We start from the raw sequence: 25342 nt of genomic DNA, 5'->3' as shown, positions 1-25342 counted from the left end.
CCAATGTTGGCGGCGTTGTCTCATGTACCCCTTTCCAACCCACGACGCCGCTAACGCTCAGTACGGGTGCAACTTCAATCAGTCAGATGCCGCCAGACGGCGTCCCAGCTGATCGGGAAGTCGTGCCCCGCGAGCCGCACCCAGTAGAGGTCCTCGTCGCCGGCCCGCTGCGGCAGCACCGCCACCACGGTCCGCCGCTCGCCCGGCACCCCCGGGAGGTTTAGCTCGTCGCCGACGCGTGGGAGGGGCGGCGGCTCGTACCAGAGCAACCGCCGCTGGAAGTGCTCCAGCCGCCATTCGGCATCGCTGCTGCACACGGTCGGCACCCCGTCGGCCCCTGCCGTCACCGGATACGCACCGAGCCCGTCGAGCAGCTGCCGTCCGCTGTACCGCCAAGCCTTCCGCCCCGGCACCGCCAGGTCCCCGTCAAGGTGCCGGACGATCCCGTCCGCCACGCTTGCCGGCTCGGGCAGCACCCCGTCGAACCAGTGCACTGTTCGCCGGTCTTCCTGGCTTTCCTGGTCTTCTTGGTCTTCCTGGTCTTCCTGGTCTTCCTGGGGCAGCGTGTCGATCACCGTCGACCATCCGCACCCGCTACTCCACTCGACAGCGAACCCGCGTGCCCTCGGGTGCGCCCCGACCGCCCTGGCCAGATCGACCACCAGCCGCCCACGCAGATCGAGCGGCGGCCGCTCCAACTCCCGGCTCAGCACACCAACGCCCCGCTCCGCCAGTGCCCGCTCGACCGCGAGCAGGTACCCGAGCTGCGGATACCGCCCCGCGAGCAGGACCGGATCGGTGTCGTCCGCACCTCCCCGCAACGCCATGACGCCTGCGGTCGCCTCCAGCAACTGCCGGACGTCACCACCCCACCCCGCCGCGAGCGTACGAGCGGCAAGCTCCAGCTCGAACCCCTCGACGTCCCGCACCGCCGTCAGCGCGATGAGCACCTCAGCCCGCCGCACCGTCGACACGGCAGCCGATCCTACCGACGCCCGTTCCTGACGTCCCGCCGCACTTCGCCGGCAGTCGGCCACTCCGCACGTCTTGCATACTGCGGAGATGACGGTCTACGACAGCATCGGCACCACGTACACCGCGACCCGCCGCCCCGACCCCCGCATCGGCGCCCGCATCGCCGCCGCCCTCGGCGACGCCCAGTCGGTGCTGAACGTGGGCGCTGGCACCGGCGCCTACGAGCCGCCGCAGACCGTCCTCGCCGTGGAACCCAGCCAGGTCATGATCGACCAACGCCCATCCTGCTCCGCCCCCGTCGTCCGGGCCCGCGCGGAGGCGCTCCCCATCGCCGACAACGCCGTCGACGCCGTCATGGCCGTGCTCACCGTGCACCACTGGACCGACCTCACCGTCGGCCTCGCCGAGCTGCGCCGCACCGCCCGCCACCGCGTCGTCATCCTCACCTGGGACCAGTCCGTGACCCGCGAGTTCTGGCTCGTCAAGGACTACCTGCCCGAAGCCGCCGCCCTCGACGACACCCGCGCCGTCCCACCCGCGCACCTCGCCGACCTCCTCGGCGGCGCCCGCATCGAACCGGTCCACGTCCCCCACGACTGCGCCGACGGCTTCGGCGTGGCCTTCTGGCGCCGCCCCGACGCCTACCTGAACCCCCTCGTCCGCGCCGGCATGTCCATGCTGTCCCAGCTCGACCCCGCCACCTTGCAACCGGGCCTCAACCGCCTCGCCGCCGACCTCACCTCCGGCACCTGGCACACCCGCTACCACCACCTCCTGTCACAACCCGACTTCGACGGCGGCTACCGCCTCGTCATCGCCGACCTCTGACCACGTCCCCCTCGACGCCCACGCCCCCTGCCTACTGGTCCGCCACCGCCCTTGCACACGCACGCCACCCCCGCGCCGCCCGCCGATCCGCCACCGTCACCACTGGGCCGCCCCACCCGCCGATCCGCCATCGTCACGCCTGAGCCGCCCCACCCGCCGACCCGCCACCATCACCACTGAGCCGCCCCACCCACCGATCCGCCACCATCACCACTGAGCCGCCCGCCCACGCCCACATCCAACGGACCCACCGCCGCCCCATCACCACCCTCGGGACGCCCGCCGCCTGCCAGCCCGTCACCGCCCGTCGCGGTGCACACTGCCCCGCCTGCCGATCAGCCACCGCCGACCTCTCGACCTCCTCCGGGACCGGTGACGACGCCGTTCTCCCACGCCCAAGCGGCAATCTCGACCCGGTTACGCAGCCCCAACTTGGTCTGAATGCCCGACACGTGACCCTTGACGGTGCTCAGCGAAATGAACAGCTCACTGGCGACCTCCAGATTCGTGCGTCCCCGAGCGATCGACCGCACCACATCCGTCTCCCGGTCCGTCAACGGCTTCGCGCTGCCCGTTGCCACCGGCACCGCCATCCGCCGCAATAGCCGCACCGTCACCGACGGCGAGATGAGCGCATCACCGGCATGCGCGGCCCGAACCGCCTCAACGAGCAGCGCCGGCCCTGCATCCTTCAGCAAGAACCCGGTAGCCCCACCACGCAACGCCCCGTATACGTACTCGTCGATGTCGAACGTGGTCACCACAATGACCCGCAACGGGTCCGCGACACCCGGCCCGGCAAGCGCCCTGGTCACCTCCACGCCATCGGCACCAGGCATCCGAACGTCCACAAGCGACACATCAGGCCGCAACCGACGAGCCACGTCAATCGCGGTGAGCCCATCGGCGGCTTCCGCAATGACTTCGATATCCGGCTGGTCCTCAAGAATAAGCCGCAGGCCGCTACGGATCAGCGCCTGATCATCAGCGATCAACACCCGAATCGTCATCGTGACCCTGGCAACGAACCCGGCAATGACCGACCCGGCCATTCGCCCAACGCCCCTGAACGCAACCCCTCCGCCGACTCACCTGGCGGCACCTCAGCCGTGCTTCCAGCGGACAACCCGGACTCCGACCCGGCCGATAGCCCTGCCGACAACTCGTCGGACGACCCAGCCGACGGCACGGACATCGACTCACCCAACGACCCTGGCGGCACAACACCTGACGACTCAACAGACCGCCCAGACGACCCTGACGACCCATCGGCCGGCGCGCCCGGCGGCGACGCAGACGACGCCCCAGACGGCGCCGACTCCGGCGGTGACACGGACGGCGGTCCAGACGACGGCGACCCTGGCGGCGACGCGGACGACCTCCCAGACGACGCCGACCCCGACGATGGCGAGGACGACGCTCCAGACGACAGTGGCCCTGACGATGGCGCGGACGACGGCCTGTGCAGCAATGCCACCGCGTGGCCGGGCAGCGGTAGGGTGCCCTGCACCTGCCATCCCCCGCCGGGAGCAGGACCCGCGGAGAGCGTGCCGCCGAGGGCCTCGACCCGCTCACGCATGCCGACGATTCCGTATCCACTGTGGGCCGGTGGTGGGGCGCCCTCACCGTCGTCGGCGACGCGGACCATCACCGTCCCCTCTGACTCGGACAGCACGACGGTGACCGAGCGCGCGTGGGCGGCGTGACGGGCCACGTTGGTCAGTGATTCCTGCACGACCCGGTGGACCGCACCGGCCACCTCCACCGGCCACCGATCCTCGTCCGCCGGCAGCTCGAGGTGGACCGGTGGACCGATCCGCTCGAACCGCCAGACGAGGTCGGCGATCCGCTCCTGCCCCACCGAAACGTCCCAGCCGTCCGCTCCGTCGCCCGCGTCGTCGCGGAGCACCCCGACCACCCGGCGGACCGCGGCGAGCGCCTCGGCGCCGGCGGCCTCGATGTCGGCGAACGTCTTTCCCGCCTTCACCGGGTCCCGTCGGGCCACCAACTGCGCCGCCTGCGCCTGCACGACGATGCCCGTGACGTAGTGGGCGACGACGTCGTGCAGCTCCCTGGCGATGGTGAGCCGTTCGTCGCGGCGGACCGCCTCCACGGCCGCGAGCCGACGCGCGTCGAGCAGTCGCAGCCCGACCCCGATGAGCAGGCCGGCGGCCCACGCGAGCGCGCCGAACATGGTCACTGCGAACGCGCCGGACTCGCCGGGGTGGGCGAACGCGCCCACGGCGATGACGGCGAGACTCGCCGCGGCGATCCAGGCAGCGGCCCGCAACGGCTCGACGCGGGTCACGGAGCCCACCAGCACCGCGAGCGCCAAGGACACGGCGGGCCCTGGCTCCGCGGGCAGCCCCGCGATCAGCGCGGCCGACACGGCCACCACCGCGACCGTCAGGCCGGCCACCGCCGCTCGCAACCTGCCACGGTGCCGCAGCAGCGCAGCGACGCCGGCCAGCGTGCCGGCGAGCGCGCCTGGCAGGAAGTATGCGCCACCCCAACTGGCCGCGATGGCAACCGCCGTGCCCGTCACCACGATGGCGAGCGCGGCGGCGAGACCGATGTTCCCCGCGAGCTTCACGGCACCAGCCTAGGAGTGTCACGGACGGGCCGTACCGGTCAAAAGTAGGGTTCTGCGGACCCTTCCTCGGACTGATGTGCCGCCGCCGCGACGTGACGACGATTGGCGCATGTTCACTTCAGCACCACCGCCGGCCCTGGAGACCGAGGGCCTCACGAGACGTTACGGGCGACGGACCGCCCTCGCCGAGTGCACGCTGCGGGTGCCGCCCGGGCGGATCGTCGGGCTCGTCGGGCCCAACGGCGCCGGCAAGTCGACGCTGCTGCAGCTCGCGTGCGGGCTGATCGCGCCGACGTCGGGGACCGTCCAGGTGCTCGGGGCGCGGCCCGGGGCGCGGCTGGACCGGGTCGGGTTCGTCGCCCAGGACACGCCTGTCTATGCGACCTTGACCGTCGCCGACCACCTGCGCCTCGGGGCGCGCCTCAACCCGGGCTGGGACGCCGCGTTCGCGCAGCGGCGCGTGGCGGCGCTCGGCCTCGACGAGAAGCAACGCGCCGGCCGGTTGTCCGGCGGGCAGCGGGCCCAACTGGCGTTGACCGTCGCGGCCGCGAAGCGGCCTGAGCTGCTCATTCTCGACGAGCCCGTCGCAGCACTCGACCCGCTCGCGAGGGAGGGGTTCCTGCGCACGCTGATCGAGTCGGTGACCGAGCTCGGTGCGACCGCGATCTTGTCGTCGCACCTGCTGTCGGACGTCGAGCGGGTCTGCGACCACCTGATCGTCCTCGCGGGCGGCAGGGTGCAGCTGGCGGGCGACGTCACTGAGCTCTTGGACGCTCACCACAGGGCGCCGGCTCCACCGCTGGGCGCTGACGTGGTGCATGGCGCGGTCGTGCGTGGACCGCTGCCCGCCGGTGACGGTCTCCACGGCGCGCGACCGGAGGGAGCGTCGGCCGCTGGGCCTGTGCGGCTGGAGGAGCTCGTGCTCGCCTATCTGCAGGACGGTGCGCGATGACGTGGCTCGCATGGCGGCAGCTCCGTCTCACCGATCCGCAGGGCGGTGCGCCACTGACGTGGCATGTAGGGCGGCAGCTCCATCTCACCGATCCGCAGGGCGGTGCGCGATGACGTGGCTCGCGTGGCGGCAGCTCCGTGCGCAGCTGCTGGTGACGGGGGGTGCGGTCGCAGTGCTCGCCGTGTACCTGATCGTGCTCGGGGTGCAGATCCGAGACGGGCACCACGACGCGGTCGCGGCGTGCGGGGATGCGTGTGGATCGGCGTTGCGGGAGTTTCAGTCGCGGTTCGAGGGGCGGTTGAATCTTCTGGCCGCGTTGCTGGTCGTGACGCCTGCGCTGCTCGGCATGTTCTGGGGCGCGCCGCTCGTCGCCCGGGAGCTGGAGTCGGGCACGCACCGGCTCGTCTGGAACCAGAGTGTGACCCGTCGCCGTTGGCTGGTCGTCCGCTTGGGCGTGGTGTGCGTCGCGGCAGCGGCGGTGACCGGGGCGTTCAGTCTGCTGTTGACGTGGGCGGCGAGTCCCTACGACGCGGTCGCCGCGGATCGGTTCGACGCGGTCATGTTCGGCACGCGTAACCTGGTGCCGGTCGCGTACACGTGCTGCGGCGTGGTGCTGGGTGCGCTGTGCGGGCTGTTGTTGCGGCGCACGGTGCCGGCGATGGCGTTGACGGCGCTGCTGTTCGCGGCGGTGCAGATCGCGATGCCGATCGTGGCACGGCCGCACCTCGCGGCACCGGTGCACGGGTCGCAGGTCATGTCCGCGGAGGTCATCCGGAACCTGAGCTTCCTCGGTCAGGACGCGGACGTCGAGGGGCTCAGCGCGCCGAACACCTGGATCGTGTCGAACAGCCGGCTGCTGACCGCGGACGGCAAGGTGGTCGGGCTCGATCGGTACAACGGCTGCCTGTCGGGGCAGTTCGACGTCATGGCGCAGTGCCTCGCCGCTCTGGACCTGCATGTCGAGGTCGCCTATCACCCTGGTGAACGCTACTGGCGCTTCCAGTGGCTGGAGTCGCTGCTGTACGTGACAGCGGCCCTCCTGCTCGCTGCGCTCGCGCTGTGGCGGATCAGGGTCGCGTGACGGCGACGTAGGCTGGCGCGATGGACTCCTACCTGGAGCGGATCGGCGTGGCACGGCCCGCCGTCGCCGACCTGGCCGCGCTGCGGGTGTTGCAGCGGGCGCACCTGATGGCGGTGCCGTTCGAGAACCTGAGCGTGCACCTCGGGGAAGAGATCGTGCTGGAGTCCGCCGCGCTCGTCGCGAAGGTCGTCGATCGGCGGCGCGGTGGGTTCTGCTACGAGCTCAATGGCGCGTTCGCGGCGTTGCTGGCGTCGCTCGGGTACGAGGTGACGTTGCACTCGTGCCGGGTGTGGACGGGTGAGCGGTTCGGGGTGCCGTTGGATCACATGGCGCTGCGGGTGCAGCTGGACGCGCCGTATCTGGTGGACGTCGGGTTCGGCAGGTTCGCCCAGCACCCGTTGCGGATGGACGTCACCGGTCCGCAGGTCGACCCGGCGGGTGTCTTCGAGGTGCTGCCCGACGGGGCCGACCTGGCGGTCCGCGGTGACGGAACATGGGAGTACATGCTGGATCAGCGGCCGTACGAGCTGAGCGACTTCACGCCGCTGAGCTGGTGGCACCGGACGTCGCCGGCGTCGCACTTCACGCGGCAGCTGACCTGTTCGATCGTGACGGACACCGGCCGGGTCACGCTCAGTGGGCGCAACCTGATCACCACGACCGCGCCCGTTGGTGGGAATGGTGATCACGGTGGCGGGGGTGAGCGCACGGAGCGCGTTCTGGAGGATGACGCCGAGGTGCTGGCGGTGTATCGCGACACGTTCGGCATCAGGCTGGATACCGTGCCGGTGGTCGGCGTGCGCGGCTGAGTCGGCCGAGCATGCCCGGCACCGTGCCCGGCGCCAGGACCGCCTGGTCTCCACTGTGGAGGGTGCCGCGGCATGCGGTCAAGGAGGCCGTAGCGGGTGCCGCGGGGCGCGGTGAAGGAGTCCGTGGGGGGCTGCGGGGCGCGGTGAAGGAGACCGTAGAGGGCCGCGGGACGCGGTCAAGGAGTCCGTGGAGGGGGCTGCGGGAAGCGATAAGGGAGACCGTATAAGGGCTGCGGGACGCGGTGACTGAGTCCGTGGACGGCTACGGGACGCGATGAAAAAGACCGAAGAGGGGGCTGCGGGACACGGGCAAGGAGGCCGAGGTTCGGAGATCAGTCGAGGAGCGCCTGGCTGGCCAGCTTCTGGACGCGGTCGGCGGGCAGGAACTGGCTGAAGTGGGCCAGGACCGGCGCGAGGTCCAGGCCCAGCTCGGCGTGGCCGAGTACGTAGTTGCGCAGCTTGTCCTCGATCGTCAGCGGGTACGGCGCGCCGCGTGGGCGGCCGAACCGGTGCATCCAGCGTAGCCAGGGTAGGCACAGGCAGCGGTGGCCTGCCTGGCGGAACTTCTCGTGCAGGTAGCCCTCCTCGCCGCCGAGGCCGCGGAAGCCAGGGTGGAAACCGGGCCAGGCGGCGGTACGGCAGCTGAAGGCGCCCAGGCCCTGCATCAGGATCTCGAACGGCTCGCCGTCGGGGTCGAGGGCCCGTGGGTCGGTGGCCCAGACGCCCCACATCTGTTCGCGCCAGACCGGTGCGAAGTGGCTCGAGAGGTGGGTGCCGTCGTCGTACACCAGCGGGCCCTGCAGCAGGTCGGCGCTGTCTGGATGGTCGCGGTGCCACTGCTTCAGGCGCCGGACGACGCCGGGCTCGAACAGCACGTGGGAGTCGCAGCACAGGACGGCCGCGCCGGTCGCGTGGCGGAACACGAGGTCCTTCGCGGCCGCCGTGCCGACCGTGTCCGTGGCCTTCACGTAGCGGCCGCCGGCCCAGTCGCGGACGAACTCCTCGGTGCGCCGGCAGCCGAAGTTGTCGACGACCAGCAGTTCGGTGTCGTCCAGGTCCTGGTACAACCGTAGCGCCTGCAGCGTGAAGTAGACGCCGTCGAAGTCGTCGTAGGTCGCCATGCCGATCGTCAGCGCCGGGCCCGGCCGGACGAGCGCCGCACCCCACTCGTGTTCCGTTTTCGGCGGGTGTACGACTGCCGCCTCCGACGCCCGGGTGCGTGGTGCACGGCGGACGCCCGAGGCGAGCAGGGCCAGCAGCACGGCGCCGGCCGTGACGGCGAGGAGTTGGCCCGGCCCGAGTCCGGCGAGCCAGGAGCGCAGGGGATGGTGCTGGCCATGCCGGCCGAGGTACCACACGACGCCCGCGAGGACGCCGATCAGATGCGCCCGGACCACCGCCGAGACCGCGGCGGCCGTCGCCTGGTCGCGGGCCAGTTGGACCGCCGCCGCGCCTGCGGGCACCGCGAGGCATGCGAGCGCGACGGCGGCCGTCCATGTTGTGCCCGCGTCGGTGAGCAGGCCGGCCGCGACCGCGAGTTCGCCGAGGGTCAGGCCGGCCGTCACCGCGGCGGTCGCCCGGGCCGCCACGCCGAGCGCGGCCAGGTCACGCCGGGCGCCGAGCGGGTCGGCGAGCTTGCGCAGCCCGGTGGCCGCGAACGTCACCGCGACGACCAGCGCGGCCACCGGCAGATGACCGCTCACCGGCTGCGACGGAACGCGATGCGGCGGCTCAGGGTCAGCACCGACACGATGGCGCCGAACAGGCCGCTGGCGATGAGCGCACCGCCGGCGCAGTTGAGCTCGCCGATGATGGCGAGGACCGCGGCCAGGATCGGCATGCCCGCCGACAGCCGGGCGAACCACAGCGTCAGCTGGTCGAGCACGGCGCCGGTGCGGAACAGCAGCGTCCAGGCCGGCAGCAGGAACAGCACCGCGGCGGTCAGGCTCACGGCCGTCGCGAACAACCAGATCCCCGCGTACCCCCGGCACGCCCACGCGAAGAAGGACACCGCCGCGGCCGTGGTGATGGCGAGGGCGACGAGCAACACGACTTCAGTCCCGGCCCCCGCGACAATCCGCCCGAAGTGGCTGACCGCTCCAGTGACGGCAATTCGGACAGCGAAACCAGGCCGCGGGGCCGGGAGAGAGCGACGAGTCAGCGCACGGTACGGAAGAAGGTGCGGACCTCGTCGACGAACAGGTCGGGCACCTCGAGGGCCGCGAAGTGGCCGCCGCGGTCGTACTCGGCCCAGTGGGTGATGTTGTTCAACTGCGCCGCGAACTGGCGGATCGCGATGTCCTCGGCGAAGTTCGCCACGCCGGTCGGCACCGTGGAAGGGGTCGGCCAGTTGTGGGTGTGCATCGACTCGTAGTACATCTGCGCCGACGACGCACCGGTGTTGGTGAGCCAGTAGAGGGTCGCGTGGGTCAGCACGTGCTCGGCGTCGATCGAGCCGGCCGGGTGGGCCCAGTCGTGGAACTTCTCGCCGATCCAGGCGAGCTGCCCGACGGGTGAGTCGGCGAGGCCGAAGCCGAGCGTGTGCGGCTTGCTGGCCTGGATCTGGAAGTAGCCGTTCCCGGAGTCGAGGAAGCGCTGCATCCGGTCGAGGCGCGCCTGCTCGGCGTCGGTGAGCACGGTGCCCTCGGGCAGGCCGCCGAACGGGATGAAGCCGGCCGTCGCGGCGTTGACGTGCACGCCGACGACGTGCTCGGGGGCGACGCGGCCGAGGTCGGGGGCGATGAACGCGCCGAAGTCGCCGCCCTGCGCGCCGTAGCGGTCGTAGCCGAGCCGGGCCATCAGCTCCGCGTACGCGGTGGCGATCCGCCGGGCGTCCCAGCCGGCGGAGGCCGGTCCGGTGAAGCCGAAGTTGGGGTGCGACGGGATCACCAGGTGAAACGCGTCGGCCGGGTCGGCGGGGTTGGTCAGCGGCTCGATGACCTGGAGGAACTCGGCGAACGAACCGGGCCAGCCGTGCGCCAGCAGCACCGGCAGCGCGCCGTCGTGTGGGGACCTGACGTGCAGGAAGTGGATGTCCTGGTCGTCGATGCGGGTGGTGTACTGCGGGTGCCGGTTGATCTGCTCCTCGACCGCGCGCCAGTCGAACTTCGTCCACTGGTCCACGAGCTCCCGCAGGTGTTCGACCGGCACGCCCCGCTCCCAGCCCACCCCCGGCACCTGCGCCGGCCAGCGGACCCCGGCGAGCCGGCGGCGCAGGTCGTCCAGCTCCGCCTCGTCGACGTGGATCCGGAACGGGGTGATCTCGTTGCCCATCGCGCGCACTCCTCGGTCATCGGCTTCGGGCGTCACCGCCCGCTGCAACACAGTCTGGTCGCAGATGCGGACAGCTTCCGTCCTGATCTACGACGGCATGAACGAAGAGGCGGCGGGACGCAGCGCGGGCGGCCTGACGTTTCGTGGTCGGCGATTGGTCGAGCCAGCCGCAGAGCAGGACGGTCAGGACGAGGAACAGCACGAAATCCATGACGCCGAGCCTCGCAGCGGGCCGCCGCCCGGGACAGTGCGGCGATCACGACCTGGGGCGTGGTGTTCTCACGCCGCCGGCCGCGCAGGGTTGGCCACTTCTCCCGGGGCGGACCATGAGAAACTCACGGTCCTGGCGGGGGGAGGTGGTGGTCGCGTGTCGCAGCGCCGGTCCGAGGTCGCGGCGCCCCGCCTGGCCAGGGGCGTGGTCGCGGTCCTCGGCAGCGGCGTGGTCTCGGTCCTGGCCCTGGATCTCGCGTCGTCGGTCGAGGCGCTGCCGGAGCTGGTGGGCGGCCTGGCGATCCTCGCGGCGCACGGGTTCCTGCTGGCGCGCAACGTCCTCGGCGTCGCGCGCCCGTGGTGGCCGCGGGCGCTCGCGGTGCAGGCGGTGCTGACGTACCTGCCGCTGGCGGTGTGGCCGCACCTCGACTCGCTGCGCGCGCTGACCGCGTTCCTCGCCGGGACCTGCCTGATCCGGCTCCGCCCGCCGCACTCGTGAATCTGGTTCCTGCTGGTGTCGGCGTCCACCGCGCCGATCACCTGGCACGCCTACCACTCGCTCTCCGCGTCGCTGTACAACCTGCTCGCCATCGCGACGCTCGGCTTCCTCTGCGCCGTGATGGCCTGGCTGTTCGGCCTGGCGACGCAGATGCCGGCGACCGAGGCGCGTCTCGCCGCGATCGAGGTGGCCCGCGAGCGGCGGCGGCTCCTGCGGGACGCCCACGACGTGCTCGGGTTCCGGCTCTCGGCGATCGTGCTGAAGCTCGAGCTGGCCCGCCGCGGCGACCCGGGGCAGGCCCGCCGCGAGGTCACCGAGGCCGGCGCGCAGGCGTCGGCGGCGCTCGCCGAGATCCACACGCTGACCAGGCAGCCGCACGACCTGAAGCTGGCCGACGAACTGGCCGCCGTCGGTCCGGTGCTCATGGCGGCTGGTGTACGGCTCGACGCGCCCGGCGCCGTGCCGCCGCTGCCGCCCCCGGCCGACGCGGTCCTCGCCACGGTCCTGCGCGAGGCCGTCACCAACGTGCTGCGCCACAGCACCGCCCGCCATTGTGAGATCACCGTCGCCGGCGGCTGGCGGACCGTCCGCCTCACGGTGGCCAACGACGGCCGCGCCGCCGGGCCTGTCGCGGCGAGCGCCGGCGGCACCGGCCTCGCCGGTCTCGCGGAGCGGCTCGCCGCGTTCGGCGGCCGTCTCGACGTCGCCGCCGACGGTGACCGGCACCGGCTGACCGCGACGCTGCCGGTGCACCGGTTCACGGGCCGGACCCCGGCGACGCCGTTCCGGCCGGCGGTGTGCGCGGCGGCCCTCGCGGTCCTGTTCGCCCTCGCGTTCACCCAGGCGCCCCCGGCCTCGATCGACGGCGTGTTCCTGCTGCTGGCGGCCCTGTTCGGGGTCAGCCTGTGGCACCTGTGCCGGCCCCGGACCGGGCCGGGGACCCCGCGCCGGTGGCGGGCGGTGCTCGCCGCGCATCTGCTGCTGGCGTACGCGCCGCTCCTGCTCTACCCGCCCGGCGACTGGGTGATGCGGCACTACGTGGGCGCCGCCGTGCTGCTGCTGGTCCGCGGCCGGACCTGGGTCGTGCTCGCGGCCGCGATCCTGACGACCGAGGTGCTGCTGGCCTTCGACGGCGGCCTCGACTTCGCGGCGCTCGCCTACCACGTCACCGCCGACATCGACGACGCGACTGCCGTCTTCGCTCTCGCGCAGGTGCCGCTGCTGGCCGCGGCCCTCGCCAGGGCCCAGGCGATGCTCGCCGCCGCCGAGGTCGCCCGGGAGCGGCTGCGCTTCGCCGACCAGGTCGGGCACCGCCTCACCGAACGCCTCCGCGGCGTGGTGAAGCTCCTCGCCGCCGCCGCCGACACGCTGCCCGGCGCCACGTCCGCCGAGCCGATCGGCGCGGTCTCCGACGAGCGGGCTGCCAAAGCCTCCGTCGAACCGCCCGCAATGTCCGCCGAGCGGGACGGCGCGACGGCCGCCGGGCCCGTCGGTGCGGTCTCGGGCGAGCGGGCCACCAAAGCCTCCGTCGAACCGTCCGCGACGGCCGCCGAGGCGGTCGGGGTGGTCGACCGGGGCAGGCTCGGCACCGCGCTGGCGCTCGCGCGGGAGGCGGCCGCGGAGCTGCGGGCGGTGGCGGCCGCCGGGGTGCGGGCATGATCAGGCTGCTGCTCGCCGAGGACCAGCACCTGGTGCGGGGCGCGCTCGTCGCGCTGCTGCGGCTGGAGGCGGACTTCGACGTCGTGGCGGAGGTGCACGACGGCGCCGCGATCGTGCCCGAGGCGCTGCGGACCCGGCCGGACGTCGCCGTGCTCGACCTCAACCTGCCCGGCCGCGACGGCCTCAGCGCCGCGATCGAGCTGCGCACCAGCCTGCCGGGCTGCCGCTGCCTGCTGATGACGGGGGTGGCCCGCCCCGGCGACCTGCGCCGGGCGCTGGACGCGCAGATCGGCGGGTTCCTGCTCAAGGACAGCCCGCCGGAGCGGCTCGCCGAGGCCGTCCGCCGGCTCGCCGCCGGGCACCGGGTCATCGACCCGCAGCTCGCCGTCGTCGCCTGGGAGACGCCCGGCAACCCGCTGACCGGCCGGGAGATCGAGATCCTGCGGCTCGCCGCGCAGGGCGCCTCCGCCACCGAGATCGCCGCGGCGCTCGTGCTGTCGGTCGGCACGGTCCGGAACCACCTGACGTCCGCCGCGACGAAGCTGCACGCCCGCAACCGCGTCGACGCGATCCGCATCGCGACCGAGACCGGCTGGATCTGAAGTCTGAAAGACTCTTTCACATCGCATCGATCTGTGGCACCCTGAAAGACACTTTCAGAGTTGAGGGAGTTGGAGGACACGGTGGGCAGAGAAGCGCGGCGGACGCTCAGCGAGCCGGAGGAGCTGCGGACCCTGGCCCACCCGGTGCGCTACGAGCTGCTGAGCCACCTCATCGCCACCGGCCCGGCGACGGCGTCGCAGTGCGCGCGGGCGGTCGGCGACACCCCGTCCAACTGCAGCTACCACCTGCGCGCCCTGGCCAAGGCCGGCCTCGTCGCGCCGGACGACACGAGCGAGCGGGACGGGCGCGAGCGGCCCTGGCGCGCCCTGGTCACCGGCTTCTCCGTGCAGCCGGACGCCGACCCGGACTCCGCGGAGGGTCGGCAGGCGGCCACGATCGCCGCCCTCAGCGTCCAGCGCGACCAGCGCCTCGTGCACGACTGGCTGGCCCGCCGCGACAGCGCCCCCGCACAGTGGCGGGACGCCGACCACTACGGGCTCTACACGCTGAAGGTCACCCCGGACGAGCTGCGGGTCCTCGGCGACCAGATCGACGCGCTGGTCCGCCCGTACATCGCCGCGACCCGCGACGACGCCCCGGACGGCGCCCAGATGGCCCACCTGGGCTTCCACGGCTTTCCGCTCATCCGCGACGACGAGGAGGGGCCCGATGCGGCCGCTGCGACACCGTGACTTCCGGCGGCTCTGGCTCGCCGGCCTGATCTCCGACTCGGGCGACTGGCTGCTGCTGGTCGCGCTGCCGATCCTGGTGTACCAGCTGACCGGCTCGTCCCTGCAGACGTCGTTCGCGTTCCTGATCGAGCTGGCACCCGCGGTCCTGCTCGGCCCCGTCGCCGGGCACCTCGCCGACCGGTGGGACCGCCGCCGGCTGCTGGTCACGGTCGTGACGGTCCAGGCGGCCGCGCTGCTGCCGCTGCTGTTCGTCCACGACCGGGGCGACCTGCCGATCCTCTACGCGGTGATCGCCGTCGAGGCGGCCGCGCTCGCGGTGTTCGGCCCGGCCAGGAACGCGCTGCTGCCGACCCTGATCCCCGCCGCGGAGCTGGTGCCGGCCAACGCCCTGCTCGGCTTCGGCCAGAACGCGGGCCGGCTGGTGGGCGGCCCGCTGGGCGGCCTGCTCCTGGCGGTCAGCGGGCTGCCCGTGATCGTGGCGGTGGACCTGGTCACGTTCCTCGCGGCGGGCCTGCTGATCGCGGGCGTCGCCGGCGGGGCACGCGAGGCCAGGGATCCGCAGACCCCGGGCGGCGGCGGCCTCGGCGGGCGCCGGGTCTGGTCCGCGCTGGGGGTCGCCGCGCTCTGCGGCACCGCGCAGGGCATCTTCGTCGTGCTGTTCGTCGTGTGGGTCGCCCGCGAGCTGGGCGGCGGCGCGGCCGAGACCGGCCTGCTGCGCGGGGTCCAGGCGATCGGCGCGATCGCGCTGGGCCTGCTGCTCGCCGCGGCCCGCCGCACGCCGGCGCCCGGCACCCTGATCGCCGCCGGCGCCGGCGCCTTCGGCCTGCTGTCGCTGACGGTGTGGAACGGGCCGCTCGTGACGACGGCGCTGCCGGTGTACGTCGCACTGTTCATCCTGGTCGGCGCGCCCGGCGTCGTCATGATCACCGGGCTGGTGAGCCTGTTGCAGCAGGAGACCGCCGACGGCGCCCGGGGCAAGGTGTTCGGGGTGTTCGGCGCGGTCTTCGAGGGCAGCAGCGGCGCCGGCATGCTCGCCGCGGGCCTGCTCGCCGACCGGCTCGGCGTCGTGCCGCTGCTGAACGGCCAGGCCCTGCTGTACCTCGCCGCCGCCGCGACCGCGACCGCCCTGCTGCGCCCCGCGAAGCCGCATCCCGCGACCGCGACGGCCCCGCCGCACCCCGCGACCGCGACCCCCGCCGAGCCGCATCCCGCGACCGCGACGGCCCCGCCGCGGCCCGCGAAGCCGCACCCCGTCGCATCCGGCGACGCGACCGGCGGGGCGACAGTTCGTACACCTGCCGAGAACGCGAATTGGTCCGGACCTGTTATCCGGGAGCCCGCCTGCCGGGGGGATACCGTTCATCCTGATTGATTTCGATGCGTTGCGACGCGACCCAGATTCGGAGGTTTTCGATGCAACGATCGATCCTGGCCGGCGCCCTCGCCACCGGCCTGGCGCTCACCGGCGCCGCGCTCGGCACCACCGCAGCGCCTGCGCACGCGGCCGCGCCCGTCAAGAAGCTGCTGGTCGTCGGCATGGACGGGCTCAACTGGGCGGCCGTGGTCGCCGCGAACGCGCCCAACCTCGACGCCCTCGCCGCCGGCGGCACCCTCGGCGAGAGCCTGGTGTACTGCCCGGGCGTCGCGGCCTCCTCCAGCGGGCCCGGCTGGTCGACGATCGCGACCGGCGTGTTCCCCGACAAGCACGGCGTGAAGGACAACACGTTCGCCGGCAAGCAGTACGGGACCTACCCCGACTTCCTCACCCGCCTGGAGCGCGCCGACCCGGGCTACCGCACCTACTCGGCGGTCGACTGGGCGGTGCTGCACACGCAGGGCACGTTCGGCACCGCGATCGACACCCGCGTCACGTTCGACGGCGACGCCGAGGGCTACGTCAGCGCCGACGCGAAGATCACCACCGACGCGGTCAACCGGCTCCGCAACGAGAACCCTGACGCGTCCTTCGTCTACCTGGGCAACACCGACGTCGTCGCGCACGCCAGCGGCACCGGCACCGCGTACCGGACCGCGATCGAGAAGCAGGACCAGCAGCTCGGCCAGCTGCTCGCGGCGATCGCGGCGCGCCCCACGTACAGCGGCGAGGACTGGCTGGTCGTCGTCACCACCGACCACGGCCACGCGAACCCCGGCGGCGGCCACGGCGGCTGCGGCATCGACGAGCGCCGCACGTTCGTCCTCGCCAAGGGCACCGGCGTCGCGGCCGGCGCGCGGCCGGTCGACACCCGCCTCGCCGACGTCGCCTCGACCGCGCTCGGCCACTTCGGCGTGAGCGCCGCCCTGGACGGCAAGCCCGTCTCCGTCCGGGCCACTGACGCGTTCGACACCCTCGCGCCGTCGCTGCAGACGCGGGTCGACGAGACCGGCATCCCGGCGACGCTCAAGGGCTGGACGCCGACCGCACCGGCCGGCTGGTCGGTCGACCGCAGTCGCATGCCGTCCGGCGGGGTCACCGAGTGGCGCGGCTGGAGCTTCACCACCGACGAGTTCTGGAGCCGGGCGCAGAGCGGCCAGGAGCGGGAGAACGCGCTGCGCACCCGCGGCGTCTTCGCCGTCGCCGACTCCGACGAGTTCAACGACAAGGCCGGCGGCACCAGCTTCGACTCGACGCTGCTGTCCCCGTCCTACACCGTGACCGCCGGCAGCACGGTCCGGCTCAACTACGTGACCCACTACCGGCAGGAGGGCGCCCAGAAGGCCGACGTCCTCGTGTCGTTCAACGGCGGCGCCGACGTGCTCGTCAAGCGGTACAGCGCCGACGCGCGGGCGAAGGTCGAGTCGCTGCCCGTGACGGTCCCGGCCGGGGCGACCCGGATGGTCGTCAAGTTCCGCTACTACGACGCCAACAACAACTGGTACTGGGCGATCGACGACCTGCGCATCGCGTAGCCCCTGCCCGCGGGGCCCTCACGACGGCCGTGAGGGCCCCGCGCACGGCGGGTAGGGCCGGCGGGCGACGATCAGCGCTGTCCACGGCGGCGTCCCCGAGCACGGCCGCGTCCCGAGGTACTACGCCGTCAAGCGCCAGCTGCTCAACCTCCTCGCCGAGCTGGGCGAAGGGGCGCTGCTGCCCGCCGAGCGCGACCTCGCCGCCGCCTACGGGGTGGCCCGGTCCACGCTGCGCCAGGCGATCTCGGAGCTGACCCTGGAGGGCCGCCTGCGCGCCTACCGGGGCCGTGGCACGTTCGTCGCCGCCCCCAAGCTGATCCAGCCGCTGGAGCTGGTGTCGTACACCGAGGCGCTGCGCGAGACGGGGCACCGGCCGGGCCGGCGGGTCGTCACCGCCGAGCGGATCCCCGCGGGCGCCGCGCTCGCCGGCGACCTGCGCATCGCGCCCGACGACGAGGTGCTGCACCTGGAGCGGGTGCTGCTGGCCGACGACGAGCCGTTCGGGCTGGAGAGCACCTACCTCCCCGCCGGCCGCTTCCCCGGGCTGATGGACGGTTTCGACGCCACCGGGTCGCTCTACCGGCACCTGCGGACGCGCTACGGCATCTCGTACGCCGAAGCCACCGAACGCATCGAGACCGTCCTCGCCACCCCGCGGGACGCCCTGCTCATCGCCGCGAACCCCGCCCTGCCGATGCTGCTCATGCAACGCGTCTCCTACGACGCCGGCGGCGTGCCGATCGAGCGGGTGCGCTCGCTCTACCGCGGCGACCGGATCGGCTTCGTCACCCGCCTCCGCGCGACCTGAGCCCGCCGGACGTTCAGGGCGAGTCCGGCGTCAGCGGGCACGTCCATTCCGGGGGGACATGTTCGGAACAAATGGAGCACCAGGTGGCGGGGACCGTCTCATGGCCCATCGCCACGTAGACGACGGGATCGGCGTGGTGCGCCAGGTGCAGCATCCGGCTGAAGTGCCGGACCGTCCACAGGTCATGCCGGCCGCCCCAGGCGTGCAGGGTCGCCTCGACGGCGGTGCCGTCGTCACGCCACCACAGGTCGGCCGGGCCGCTCGCCTCGGGCACCGAGGGCGGCAGCAGCCGCTCGTCCGTGACCGGTGCGACGTGTGGCGGCGTCCGGCAGGTGTACGTGCGGTGCGGCCACTGCCGGACCTCGGCGAGCAGCGCGTGCTTCTCGATGCGCTGGTCGACGGAGCGGTCGATGACGCGGTAGGGCCACTCGCCCAGGTCCATCGCCGTGCGGCCGTCGAGCAGCACGTCGACGCCCCAGGTCCAGTCGCCGTCCACGATGCCGGCGAACGCGGGGCCCAGCGGCGTGTCGTGGACAGCGACCTCGCCGTCGAGGCCGTGGTCCATCGGGTTGCCGACGATGACCGGGTACCGCAGGCCGCCGTAGCTCGCCTCGAACCGCACGAGCGCCTCGACGGCGTCACCGGGCAGGTCTCCCGCGGCGGCCCGGATCGCGGCTTCGGGCATCGGAGGGTGCCGGGTGGCGTGCTCGGCCAGGAACCGCTGGGCGCGGGCGGAGAGCATGTCAGCCCGACGCCAGGGCGGGCTCGGCGCGGCGGGACAGGGTCCAGCGCCAGGCGAGCTGCACCGCCAGGGTCGCGGCAAGGGCGACGGCGAACGTGGCCGGGGTGCCGATGTGCTCGACGAGGACGGCGACGAGCAGGCAGAAGACGGCGAAGCCGAGCAGGCCGCGGGGGACGCCGCGCAGCGTCTGGACCGCGCCGTCGGTGCCCTGCTGAGCGAGGACGAAGGCGGCGACGACGCTGGTGGCGATCGGGAACGGGGCGAGGACGCCGGTGAACGACGGGCCGACCGTGTCGGCGGCGGTGGTGACGGTGACGACCAGGGCCGCGGTCGCGAGGGCCCGCCCCGGCAGGTCCCACCACGGCCAGGACGGCGGCTGCTCCGGGGGCGAGGCTGGTGCCGCCGGGAAGACGCGGAGGGCGAGCCAGGCCGCCGCCAGTACGATGGCGAAACCCGCGAACGGAGGAACGGTCAGCCGCGCGAGGGCCAGGTCCAGGGCGAGCGTCGCGAGCCAGGCGACGGCGAGGGAGCCGACCCAGCCGGCCCGCCGCGAGCACCAGGCGAAGACGACCGTGAACGCCGCGAGGGACACCAGGCCGAGCAGCGCCGACGACGCGGCCCGGGCACCGAACCGGGGGCCCTGCTCGAGGCAGGTGACGAGCAGGATCGGGCCGGCGACGATCGGCAGCGCGACCAGGGTGCCGGCGACGGGGGCGCCCCAGCGGCGGCCGGCCAGGGACGAGGCGACGACGAGGAGCGGGGCGAGCAGCAGCTTCAGCAGCAGGGTCACTGCTGCCGGTCGCCTTCCTGCTCCGCCTCGACCTGGGTGTTCCAGTCGCGCTTGGACGCCTGCCAGCCGTCCTCGTCGTGGCCGAGGCGCCAGTACCCGGAGATCGACAGCCGCTCCATCGGCACCCGGCGGTCGAGGCGCAGGTAGCGGCGCAGCTCCTTGACGAAGCCGGCCTCGCCGTGGACGAACGCGTGGACGTCGTCGCCGCGCCACTCGGCGGCCGTGACGGCCTCGACGAGCGCCGCGCCGACGGGCCGGTCGCCGCGGCGCAGCCAGGTGATGCCGGGGATCTTCTGCTCCTCACGGGCGTCCGCGACCTCGACGAACGCCTCCACGACGGCGTCCTGGGCAAGGCGCTCCAGGGCCGCGGCGATGGCCGGCAGGGCGCTCTCGTCGCCGGCGAGGAGGTGCCATCCGGCGGCCGGGTCCGGCGCGTACTTGCCGCCGGGGCCGCCGAAGGACAGCTCGTCGCCGGGGTGGGCGGCGACCGCCCACTGGGCGGCGAGACCGGTGTCGCCGTGGATGACGAAGTCCAGGGTCAGCTCCCGCGTCACCGGGTCCCAGTCGCGCACCGTGTACGTGCGGGTGACGGGCCACTGCTCGCGGGGCAGCTGCTCGCGGATCGCGGCGACGTCGAACGGGCTCGGGTAGACGACGCCGGCGGGCGGGAACATCAGCTTCACGTAGTGGTCGGTGTACTGCCCGGCGTCGAACCTGTCGAGACCCTCGCCACCGAGCACGACGCGGTGCATGTTCGGGGTGAGCCGCTCGGTGCGGACCACCCGCCCCGTGTGTGCCTGTGGTGCCCGCCGGGCGGGTCGCTCTGCCGTCACCCGTCCACGGTATACGCCCGGCGGATCTTCCCCGCAGGTCAGGTCGGGGTGACGGCGGCGGCGCGGGCGACGGCGGTCCTGGGGCTGCTGAGCACCGGCAGGTCCGGCACGAGGTCGGCGACCGGGGCCATGCTCGCCTGGGCGAGGACGACCACGTCGGCGGTCGCGGCGACGGCCCGGACGTGCTCGGCGACCCGCCGGACGTACGCGTCGAGGTCCCCCGACTCGAACAGCGCCCACGCGTCCAGGCACGGCGCCTCGACGATCTCGACGGTCACACCGGCCAGCGCCGCGCACTCGCGCAGCAGGCCGGTCGTGGGCGCGAGGGTCGAGGCGAGCGCGGCCACGACCGCGACCCGGCCTCCCCCGGCGACCGCCGCCTCGGCCATCGGCCGGTCGACCCGCAGCACCGGCACGCCGGCGTCGACGGTCTCGGCGAGCCCGCCGATCGTGGAGCAGGTGCACACGATGACGTCCGCGCCGTCCGCCGCGAGGCCCCGCAGGCGCGCCGCGACCCGCTCCCCCACGTCGACGCCGGCCCGCGCGTCCTCCAGCAGCGCCGCGTCCACGACGTGCAGGCCCCCCGCGTCGGGTGCGACACCGGCGAGCAGCGTGCGGAACGTCGCGACGTGGACGTCGGCGGTGTGCAGGAACCCGATGATCGGCACGCCCCCCAGCATTCCACGATTGCTGTCAAGCTGTTCGCAGCGGAGTCGCCGGAGTCATGCCCGTCTCCGGCGGCTCCGCGCCCGGCCTTCCCCTGCCGCGATGGCGCCCTCGCCGCCGCGGCACGGCGGGACCGCTACGATGCGCCCGGTGCTCGACGACGAGTTGGCGAAGGCGTTCGGGCTCCTGCTCCGGCGCCCCCTGTCGGCGTCCGACGGCACCCTGTTCGACGCGATGCGCCACGCGACGTGGACGACCGGCGCCCCTGAGCACCTGGTGCCGTTCGAGGACGGCTGCGCCGTCGAGCCGAAGTGGGAGCTCGGCGAAGGCCAGGCGTACTCGGTGGTGACCGCACTGCCACCCGAGACGACGTAAACGGACAGAGGGGGATTCCATGGGGTACGGCGTGATGGCCTACCGGGTCGACATCGACAGGCTGGCCGCCCTGTGCGGCAGCGGCGACAACCAGGCACGGCGGGCGATCTGCGGCAGGTTCCGCACCGACATCGCCCGGCTCAACGACGACCTCGACTGCTCCAACGACCGCGGCGAGCCGTCGGTCTTCACCGCGATCGAGCACCTCGTCATGGGCGGCGACAAGACGCTGCCCGGCCACCTGTACGGCTACGGCTTCAAGTACATGGTCGAGTTCTCCGGCCGCTTCCTGGACAACTCGCTGTTCTACCCGTGCCCGTCGTCCTATCTGGACAGCACGGTCGACCCGGCCCTGAAGGCGACCGGCGCCACGATCACCATGTCGGATCTCATCTTCCGCGGCGCGCCGGTCAGCTTCCCGTCGCCGGACGACTTCCCGTCCATCGGCTATTGGACCGCCGCCGCGGTCGCCGCCGCCGCCGAGCCGCTGAAGGCCGCCACGACGGACGAGGCGCGCGCCGTCGCCGCCTGGACCGCGACCGCCGCCGCCGAACAGAAGGGCATCGTCGGCTTCTACCACTGACGAGGCCCCGGCGGTCCTGCTGTGCCCTTGTCAAGCTCATGTCAAAACTTGGCATGAGGACGTATTGGCACACGCCACTCTCCATGCGATCCTGGTGCTTGACAAAAATTGACGGGGCGGCCGAGTCTCGGAGCGTGTAGCTGTGGCGATTGCATTGCCGGGCTTCGACAAGCTTCCTGACGGTCCGCTGCGCGATTTCGTCTCGGCCGTGCATGCGCTCTACGACGCCGCGGGCCAGCCGGCCGCAAGGGTGATCGCCAAGGCCACGCTCGATCTGCCTGCGGGCGAGTTCCAGTCCGTGTCACACGAGACGGTGAGCGCGACGCTGCGCGCCGGCACGGTGCCCGCCTGGGAAAAGGTCCGGTCGATGCTGCATGCGATGGCCAGCATGGCGCCGTTCGACTACGACCTGACGGCACTGGAGCAGCGGACGATCGAGCTGTGGCGGCAGGCGCGGCACGAGACCCAGGTTCCGCTGCCGGTCGACACCGCGCCGGCCGGACCCGAGCCACGCCTGCCGTCCCGGCCCGCCGTGCCCGCGGGTGCCGTCCCCCCGATCGTCGGTGTGCGGCCGCCGGCCGCTGCCGGATTCGTCGGGCGGGACGCGCTCCTGGCGGCGATGCGCGATGCACTCGCCCCGGGCGACGTGCGACTGGTGCTGCACGGGCCGATCGGGACCGGCAAGACGCAGGCGGTGCTGCAGTACCTCGAACGGCACGCCGACGCCGAGGACCAGGTCTGGTGGGTCCCCTGCGCCACCGCCGACACGGCGCAGGTGTCCCTGATCGAGCTGGCCGCCGCGCTCGGGATCGAGCCGCATCACCGTGTCCAGCAGACCGTGCGCCTGGTGCTGGACCGGCTGGAGGCCCACCGGTTCCCGTATCTGATGGTCTTCGACGGCCTTGACCACCCGGAGCTGCTGCGCCTCGTCCCCACCGGTGGGCGGGTCATCATCACCACCCGCAACCCGGCCCTCGGCACCGACGCGTCCAGCGTCGGCATCGAGGTCACCGATCTCGACGCGGTCGAGGCCGAGACGCTGTTGCGCCTGTACGAGCCGGCCGCCGAGGCCGCGCGGATCCAGGGCGTCGTCGACATGTACGGGCGGACCCCGCTGGTCCTCCGCCAGACCGTGGCCTGGTGGCGAGCGGCGGGCGGGGTGCTCGACACGTCCGACGGCGTCGACCCGGTGGACCGCCTCGCGACGGTGGCGGCGGACGGGTACGGGCGCAGCGCTTCACGAGCGGTGCTCTTCGCCCTGGACAGCCTCGAAGCGGCCAGCCCGCCGGCGCTGCGCCTGTTGGAGACACTCTCGTTCCTCGCCCCGGTGCCGGTGTCCCGGCAACTGCTGCATCAGGGCCGGCGGGCAACCGTGGAGCCCGTGCTGGCCGCGGCGCTGCAGAACGAGATCGCGCTGGCCAAGGCGATCGCCGAGCTCTGCCGGCACGGACTGGCCCGCCTCACCGACGACGGCCTGCGCGTGGAGGTGATGCCGCTGGCCCGGTTCGTGACGTCGCGGTCGTTGCCCAGGGACGAGGCGAGCCGCGCCCGGGACCAGGCGCACGCGTTGCTGGCCGCGGCCGACCCCGGCTGGCCCGACGACCGGCCGGAGTCGGTGGATCTGTTCCAGGAGATCGCGGCGCACGTGGATGCGGCCGGGCTGGTGAGCTCGCGCAGCAGCGAGGTCCGCAGGACGGTGTACCACCAGATCCGCTACCGGTACCTCATCGGTGACTACGCCGTCGCGGGCGAGCTCGGTGAGCAGGCGTCCCTCGCGTGGCGGGTGGGCAACGAGCCCGAGCAGGACGATCACCTGGTGCTGCGCACCACGCAGCAGTGGGCGAACGCGCTGCGCGCGGGCGGCAGGTACGAGCAGGCGGCGGAGCTCACCCGCGCCGCGATGAGCCAGCTCCGCGTCGACCCGTCGTACGGCGAGGCGCACCCGTACACCCTTGCCATGGCCGAGAGCCGCGCAGCCGACCTCCGGATCTCCGGCGACTACCAGCGGGCCCGCGACATCGACGAGGAGACGCTGGAACGCTGCGAGGAGACCGTCGGCGACGATCATCCGCGCACCACGATGAGCCGGCACAACCTCGCGGTCACCCTCCGCCTCATCGGCGACTTCCCAGCCGCGGAAGCGCTGGACCGCACCGCCCTGCGGCAGCACCGGAGCATCTTCGGCGAGGACAACTGGCGGACGCTGCTGTCGATGAACTCGCTCGCGGAGGACCTCAACGGGCAGGGCCATTACCAGGACGTGCTCGACGAGGTGGAGCCGATGGTGGCCCGGGTCGACCGGCGGCCCGGGACCCGGACGCACCGCGCGCTGGTGCTCGCCGGACGGGCGTTCGCGCTGGCGCGGCGCGGGATCGGGCGGCTGACCGAGGCTTTGGAGCTGCTGGAGCGCTGCCAGCTGCAGTGTGTGCAGCTGTTCGGCGAGTCGCACGCATACACCCTCGCCGTGCGGATGAGCCACGCGAACACGCTGCACCTGCTCGGCCGGGACGATGCGGCCACCGACAGTCTGACGCGGGTGCACGACAGTTTCCGCAGGCTGTTCGACGCCCGCAATCCGCTCACGGTGGTCGCCGAGATCAACCTGGCGAACGTGCTGCGGGCCCGCGGCGAGCACACGCGAGCGATGCGCATCGACGTCGCCGGCATCGAGTCGCTGCTGGACAAGGTGGGTCGCGAGCACCCGTTCTCGGTGGCGGCGGCGGTGAACCTCGCCTCCGACCACGCCTGGGTCGGTCATCCGCACCAGCTCGATGCGTCCCGGCGCGCTGTCGACCTTGCGAAACGGGTGCATCGGCGGGAAACCCATCCGGACCGCATCGCGGCCGAGGCGAACCTGACCATCGACGCTGCGGCGGCAGATGACCCGGCCGCTGCGACGAGCCGGCAACAGGTGCTGGCTCGGCTGGTCGACCTGTACGGCCCGGATCACCCCACCGCGTTGACGGTGGCGCACGGCGACCGGGTCGACTGCATCTTGGAGCCGCCATTGCCATAGATGTCGTTGACAAGTCTTGTCAAATATTGGCCACCCCGATCTCGGCAAGATCAGCTAACTCGGAATGCTGTTTGACAGCTGCCGGAACCCACGCAACCGAAGCTCCTCCGCCCGACGTTCACATCCCCTGTAGAGGACCGCCGGTGAGAACCACGCCTGAATCGATCCCAGCCGACCAGCGGGGCACGAAGCTCGTCGATGACACCGGCTCGGCCCCGCGCAGCACGCAACTCCCCACCGGTCGCTCTTCGATGCCCCCGCGCCAGGCAACGGCCTCGAACCCCGGGCCGCGCCGATCGGCGAGCCGGCGCGCCCGCCGCTGGTGGCTGGTCACCTTTGAGAGGCCGACGTGACGACGAACCCGCCTCGCCCCGCCGAACCACGACACCGGTCCGGCGACGCCCCGCCGGACCCCCGGCCGCGGCGGCGAACCGGCCGGCACAAC

At 72.9% G+C, this 25342-nt stretch carries 25 protein-coding genes; 14 read left to right on the top strand and 11 right to left on the bottom strand.

Annotation, left to right across the window (positions count from 1 at the left end; translation table 11 throughout):
• Nucleotides 1-74: 74 nt before the first annotated feature.
• Nucleotides 75-974 carry a hypothetical protein gene (locus AB0J72_RS13800; protein WP_363398446.1) on the bottom strand — a complete coding sequence of 300 codons (900 nt, stop codon included), beginning with the start codon at nucleotides 972-974 and terminating at the stop codon, nucleotides 75-77.
• An 88-nt stretch (nucleotides 975-1062) separates the two neighbouring features.
• Here AB0J72_RS13800 and AB0J72_RS13795 point away from each other — a divergent pair, with 88 nt between their 5' ends.
• Nucleotides 1063-1803 carry a class I SAM-dependent methyltransferase gene (locus AB0J72_RS13795; protein WP_363398444.1) on the top strand — a complete coding sequence of 247 codons (741 nt, stop codon included), beginning with the start codon at nucleotides 1063-1065 and terminating at the stop codon, nucleotides 1801-1803.
• Nucleotides 1804-2138: 335 nt separating this feature from the next.
• Here the strand turns inward: AB0J72_RS13795 and AB0J72_RS13790 are convergent, their stop codons facing one another.
• On the bottom strand, nucleotides 2139-2813 hold the full coding sequence (locus AB0J72_RS13790; protein ID WP_363398442.1) for a response regulator transcription factor: 675 nt from the start codon (nucleotides 2811-2813) through the stop codon (nucleotides 2139-2141).
• Nucleotides 2810-4396, bottom strand: coding sequence for a histidine kinase (locus tag AB0J72_RS13785; RefSeq protein ID WP_363398440.1), 1587 nt, complete (start codon nucleotides 4394-4396; stop codon nucleotides 2810-2812). The genes AB0J72_RS13790 and AB0J72_RS13785 overlap by 4 nt, the downstream gene beginning before the upstream one ends.
• Nucleotides 4397-4505: 109 nt before the next feature.
• Between AB0J72_RS13785 and AB0J72_RS13780 the strand changes: the two genes are divergently transcribed.
• The 3 genes from AB0J72_RS13780 (at nucleotide 4506) to AB0J72_RS13770 (ending at nucleotide 7238) form a co-directional block, all read left to right on the top strand.
• A complete protein-coding gene (locus tag AB0J72_RS13780) occupies nucleotides 4506-5348 on the top strand; it encodes an ABC transporter ATP-binding protein (RefSeq protein WP_363398438.1) in 843 nt (280 codons plus the stop codon).
• Between the two features lie 109 nt (nucleotides 5349-5457).
• Nucleotides 5458-6429, top strand: coding sequence for a transmembrane transport protein (locus AB0J72_RS13775; protein WP_363398436.1), 972 nt, complete (start codon nucleotides 5458-5460; stop codon nucleotides 6427-6429).
• Between the two features lie 20 nt (nucleotides 6430-6449).
• The gene (locus AB0J72_RS13770; protein WP_363398434.1) at nucleotides 6450-7238 is read left to right on the top strand and encodes an arylamine N-acetyltransferase; all 789 of its coding nucleotides are present in this window, start codon (nucleotides 6450-6452) and stop codon (nucleotides 7236-7238) included.
• Nucleotides 7239-7570: 332 nt separating this feature from the next.
• Here AB0J72_RS13770 and AB0J72_RS13765 read toward each other — a convergent pair whose 3' ends face one another.
• The 4 genes from AB0J72_RS13765 to AB0J72_RS13750 form a co-directional block, all read right to left on the bottom strand.
• On the bottom strand, nucleotides 7571-8941 hold the full coding sequence (locus AB0J72_RS13765; protein WP_363398432.1) for a glycosyltransferase: 1371 nt from the start codon (nucleotides 8939-8941) through the stop codon (nucleotides 7571-7573).
• Nucleotides 8938-9288: a hypothetical protein gene (locus AB0J72_RS13760; protein ID WP_363398430.1), complete on the bottom strand. Its 351-nt coding sequence runs from the start codon at nucleotides 9286-9288 to the stop codon at nucleotides 8938-8940. The genes AB0J72_RS13765 and AB0J72_RS13760 overlap by 4 nt, the downstream gene beginning before the upstream one ends.
• A 107-nt stretch (nucleotides 9289-9395) precedes the next feature.
• Nucleotides 9396-10511 carry an epoxide hydrolase family protein gene (locus AB0J72_RS13755; RefSeq protein WP_363398428.1) on the bottom strand — a complete coding sequence of 372 codons (1116 nt, stop codon included), beginning with the start codon at nucleotides 10509-10511 and terminating at the stop codon, nucleotides 9396-9398.
• 16 nt (nucleotides 10512-10527) lie between these two features.
• Nucleotides 10528-10722, bottom strand: a complete 195-nt coding sequence (locus AB0J72_RS13750) for a hypothetical protein (protein ID WP_363398426.1) — start codon at nucleotides 10720-10722, stop codon at nucleotides 10528-10530.
• 156 nt (nucleotides 10723-10878) lie between these two features.
• Here AB0J72_RS13750 and AB0J72_RS13745 point away from each other — a divergent pair, with 156 nt between their 5' ends.
• The 7 genes from AB0J72_RS13745 (at nucleotide 10879) to AB0J72_RS13715 (ending at nucleotide 17892) form a co-directional block, all read left to right on the top strand.
• Entirely contained in the window at nucleotides 10879-11220 is a 342-nt protein-coding gene (locus AB0J72_RS13745) for a hypothetical protein (RefSeq protein ID WP_363398424.1), read from the top strand.
• 15 nt (nucleotides 11221-11235) lie between these two features.
• On the top strand, nucleotides 11236-12879 hold the full coding sequence (locus AB0J72_RS13740; protein WP_363398422.1) for a histidine kinase: 1644 nt from the start codon (nucleotides 11236-11238) through the stop codon (nucleotides 12877-12879).
• Nucleotides 12876-13481 (top strand): response regulator transcription factor, encoded by a 606-nt coding sequence (locus tag AB0J72_RS13735; RefSeq protein WP_363398421.1) that lies wholly within the window; start codon nucleotides 12876-12878, stop codon nucleotides 13479-13481. Before AB0J72_RS13740 ends, AB0J72_RS13735 begins: the two co-directional genes overlap by 4 nt.
• An 81-nt stretch (nucleotides 13482-13562) precedes the next feature.
• Nucleotides 13563-14174 (top strand): winged helix-turn-helix domain-containing protein, encoded by a 612-nt coding sequence (locus AB0J72_RS13730; protein WP_363398419.1) that lies wholly within the window; start codon nucleotides 13563-13565, stop codon nucleotides 14172-14174.
• On the top strand, nucleotides 14152-15546 hold the full coding sequence (locus AB0J72_RS13725) for an MFS transporter (protein WP_363398417.1): 1395 nt from the start codon (nucleotides 14152-14154) through the stop codon (nucleotides 15544-15546). The genes AB0J72_RS13730 and AB0J72_RS13725 overlap by 23 nt, the downstream gene beginning before the upstream one ends.
• 41 nt (nucleotides 15547-15587) lie before the next feature.
• Complete coding sequence (locus AB0J72_RS13720; RefSeq protein ID WP_363398415.1) at nucleotides 15588-17084, top strand: alkaline phosphatase family protein; 1497 nt, start codon at nucleotides 15588-15590, stop codon at nucleotides 17082-17084.
• 70 nt (nucleotides 17085-17154) lie between these two features.
• Entirely contained in the window at nucleotides 17155-17892 is a 738-nt protein-coding gene (locus AB0J72_RS13715; RefSeq protein ID WP_363398526.1) for a GntR family transcriptional regulator, read from the top strand.
• A 13-nt stretch (nucleotides 17893-17905) separates the two neighbouring features.
• On the opposite strand, the gene AB0J72_RS13710 is transcribed toward AB0J72_RS13715, so the two are convergent.
• Genes AB0J72_RS13710 through AB0J72_RS13695 form a run of 4 tightly spaced genes read right to left on the bottom strand, consistent with a single transcriptional unit; the run spans nucleotide 17906 to nucleotide 20925 of the window.
• The gene (locus AB0J72_RS13710) at nucleotides 17906-18634 is read right to left on the bottom strand and encodes a hypothetical protein (protein WP_363398413.1); all 729 of its coding nucleotides are present in this window, start codon (nucleotides 18632-18634) and stop codon (nucleotides 17906-17908) included.
• Nucleotide 18635: 1 nt separating this feature from the next.
• Nucleotides 18636-19424: a hypothetical protein gene (locus AB0J72_RS13705; RefSeq protein WP_363398411.1), complete on the bottom strand. Its 789-nt coding sequence runs from the start codon at nucleotides 19422-19424 to the stop codon at nucleotides 18636-18638.
• A complete protein-coding gene (locus tag AB0J72_RS13700) occupies nucleotides 19421-20257 on the bottom strand; it encodes a siderophore-interacting protein (RefSeq protein WP_363398409.1) in 837 nt (278 codons plus the stop codon). Before AB0J72_RS13700 ends, AB0J72_RS13705 begins: the two co-directional genes overlap by 4 nt.
• Nucleotides 20258-20295: 38 nt before the next feature.
• Nucleotides 20296-20925, bottom strand: a complete 630-nt coding sequence (locus tag AB0J72_RS13695; protein ID WP_363398407.1) for an aspartate/glutamate racemase family protein — start codon at nucleotides 20923-20925, stop codon at nucleotides 20296-20298.
• 148 nt (nucleotides 20926-21073) lie between these two features.
• Between AB0J72_RS13695 and AB0J72_RS13690 the strand changes: the two genes are divergently transcribed.
• The 3 genes from AB0J72_RS13690 (at nucleotide 21074) to fxsT (ending at nucleotide 24897) form a co-directional block, all read left to right on the top strand.
• Nucleotides 21074-21298, top strand: coding sequence for a hypothetical protein (locus AB0J72_RS13690; RefSeq protein WP_363398406.1), 225 nt, complete (start codon nucleotides 21074-21076; stop codon nucleotides 21296-21298).
• Between the two features lie 19 nt (nucleotides 21299-21317).
• On the top strand, nucleotides 21318-21881 hold the full coding sequence (locus tag AB0J72_RS13685) for a hypothetical protein (protein WP_363398404.1): 564 nt from the start codon (nucleotides 21318-21320) through the stop codon (nucleotides 21879-21881).
• A gap of 142 nt (nucleotides 21882-22023) precedes the next feature.
• The gene (gene fxsT, locus AB0J72_RS13680; RefSeq protein ID WP_363398402.1) at nucleotides 22024-24897 is read left to right on the top strand and encodes an FxSxx-COOH system tetratricopeptide repeat protein; all 2874 of its coding nucleotides are present in this window, start codon (nucleotides 22024-22026) and stop codon (nucleotides 24895-24897) included.
• The last annotated feature ends 445 nt before the right edge of the window (nucleotides 24898-25342 follow it).

The sequence above is a fragment of the Dactylosporangium sp. NPDC049742 genome (assembly GCF_040674675.1).
Classification (GTDB): domain Bacteria; phylum Actinomycetota; class Actinomycetes; order Mycobacteriales; family Micromonosporaceae; genus Dactylosporangium; species Dactylosporangium maewongense.
This window is presented reverse-complemented; position numbering and strand designations above follow the sequence as displayed.

Coding starts and splice junctions, on each gene's coding strand:
- AB0J72_RS13795 (WP_363398444.1), top strand. CDS start 1,063: ATGACGGTCTACGACAGCATCGGCACCACGTACACCGCGACCCGCCGC.
- AB0J72_RS13790 (WP_363398442.1), bottom strand. CDS start 2,813: ATGACGATTCGGGTGTTGATCGCTGATGATCAGGCGCTGATCCGTAGC.
- AB0J72_RS13780 (WP_363398438.1), top strand. CDS start 4,506: ATGTTCACTTCAGCACCACCGCCGGCCCTGGAGACCGAGGGCCTCACG.
- AB0J72_RS13775 (WP_363398436.1), top strand. CDS start 5,458: ATGACGTGGCTCGCGTGGCGGCAGCTCCGTGCGCAGCTGCTGGTGACG.
- AB0J72_RS13770 (WP_363398434.1), top strand. CDS start 6,450: ATGGACTCCTACCTGGAGCGGATCGGCGTGGCACGGCCCGCCGTCGCC.
- AB0J72_RS13755 (WP_363398428.1), bottom strand. CDS start 10,511: ATGGGCAACGAGATCACCCCGTTCCGGATCCACGTCGACGAGGCGGAG.
- AB0J72_RS13750 (WP_363398426.1), bottom strand. CDS start 10,722: ATGGATTTCGTGCTGTTCCTCGTCCTGACCGTCCTGCTCTGCGGCTGG.
- AB0J72_RS13735 (WP_363398421.1), top strand. CDS start 12,876: ATGATCAGGCTGCTGCTCGCCGAGGACCAGCACCTGGTGCGGGGCGCG.
- AB0J72_RS13725 (WP_363398417.1), top strand. CDS start 14,152: ATGCGGCCGCTGCGACACCGTGACTTCCGGCGGCTCTGGCTCGCCGGC.
- AB0J72_RS13720 (WP_363398415.1), top strand. CDS start 15,588: ATGCAACGATCGATCCTGGCCGGCGCCCTCGCCACCGGCCTGGCGCTC.
- AB0J72_RS13710 (WP_363398413.1), bottom strand. CDS start 18,634: ATGCTCTCCGCCCGCGCCCAGCGGTTCCTGGCCGAGCACGCCACCCGG.
- AB0J72_RS13685 (WP_363398404.1), top strand. CDS start 21,318: ATGGGGTACGGCGTGATGGCCTACCGGGTCGACATCGACAGGCTGGCC.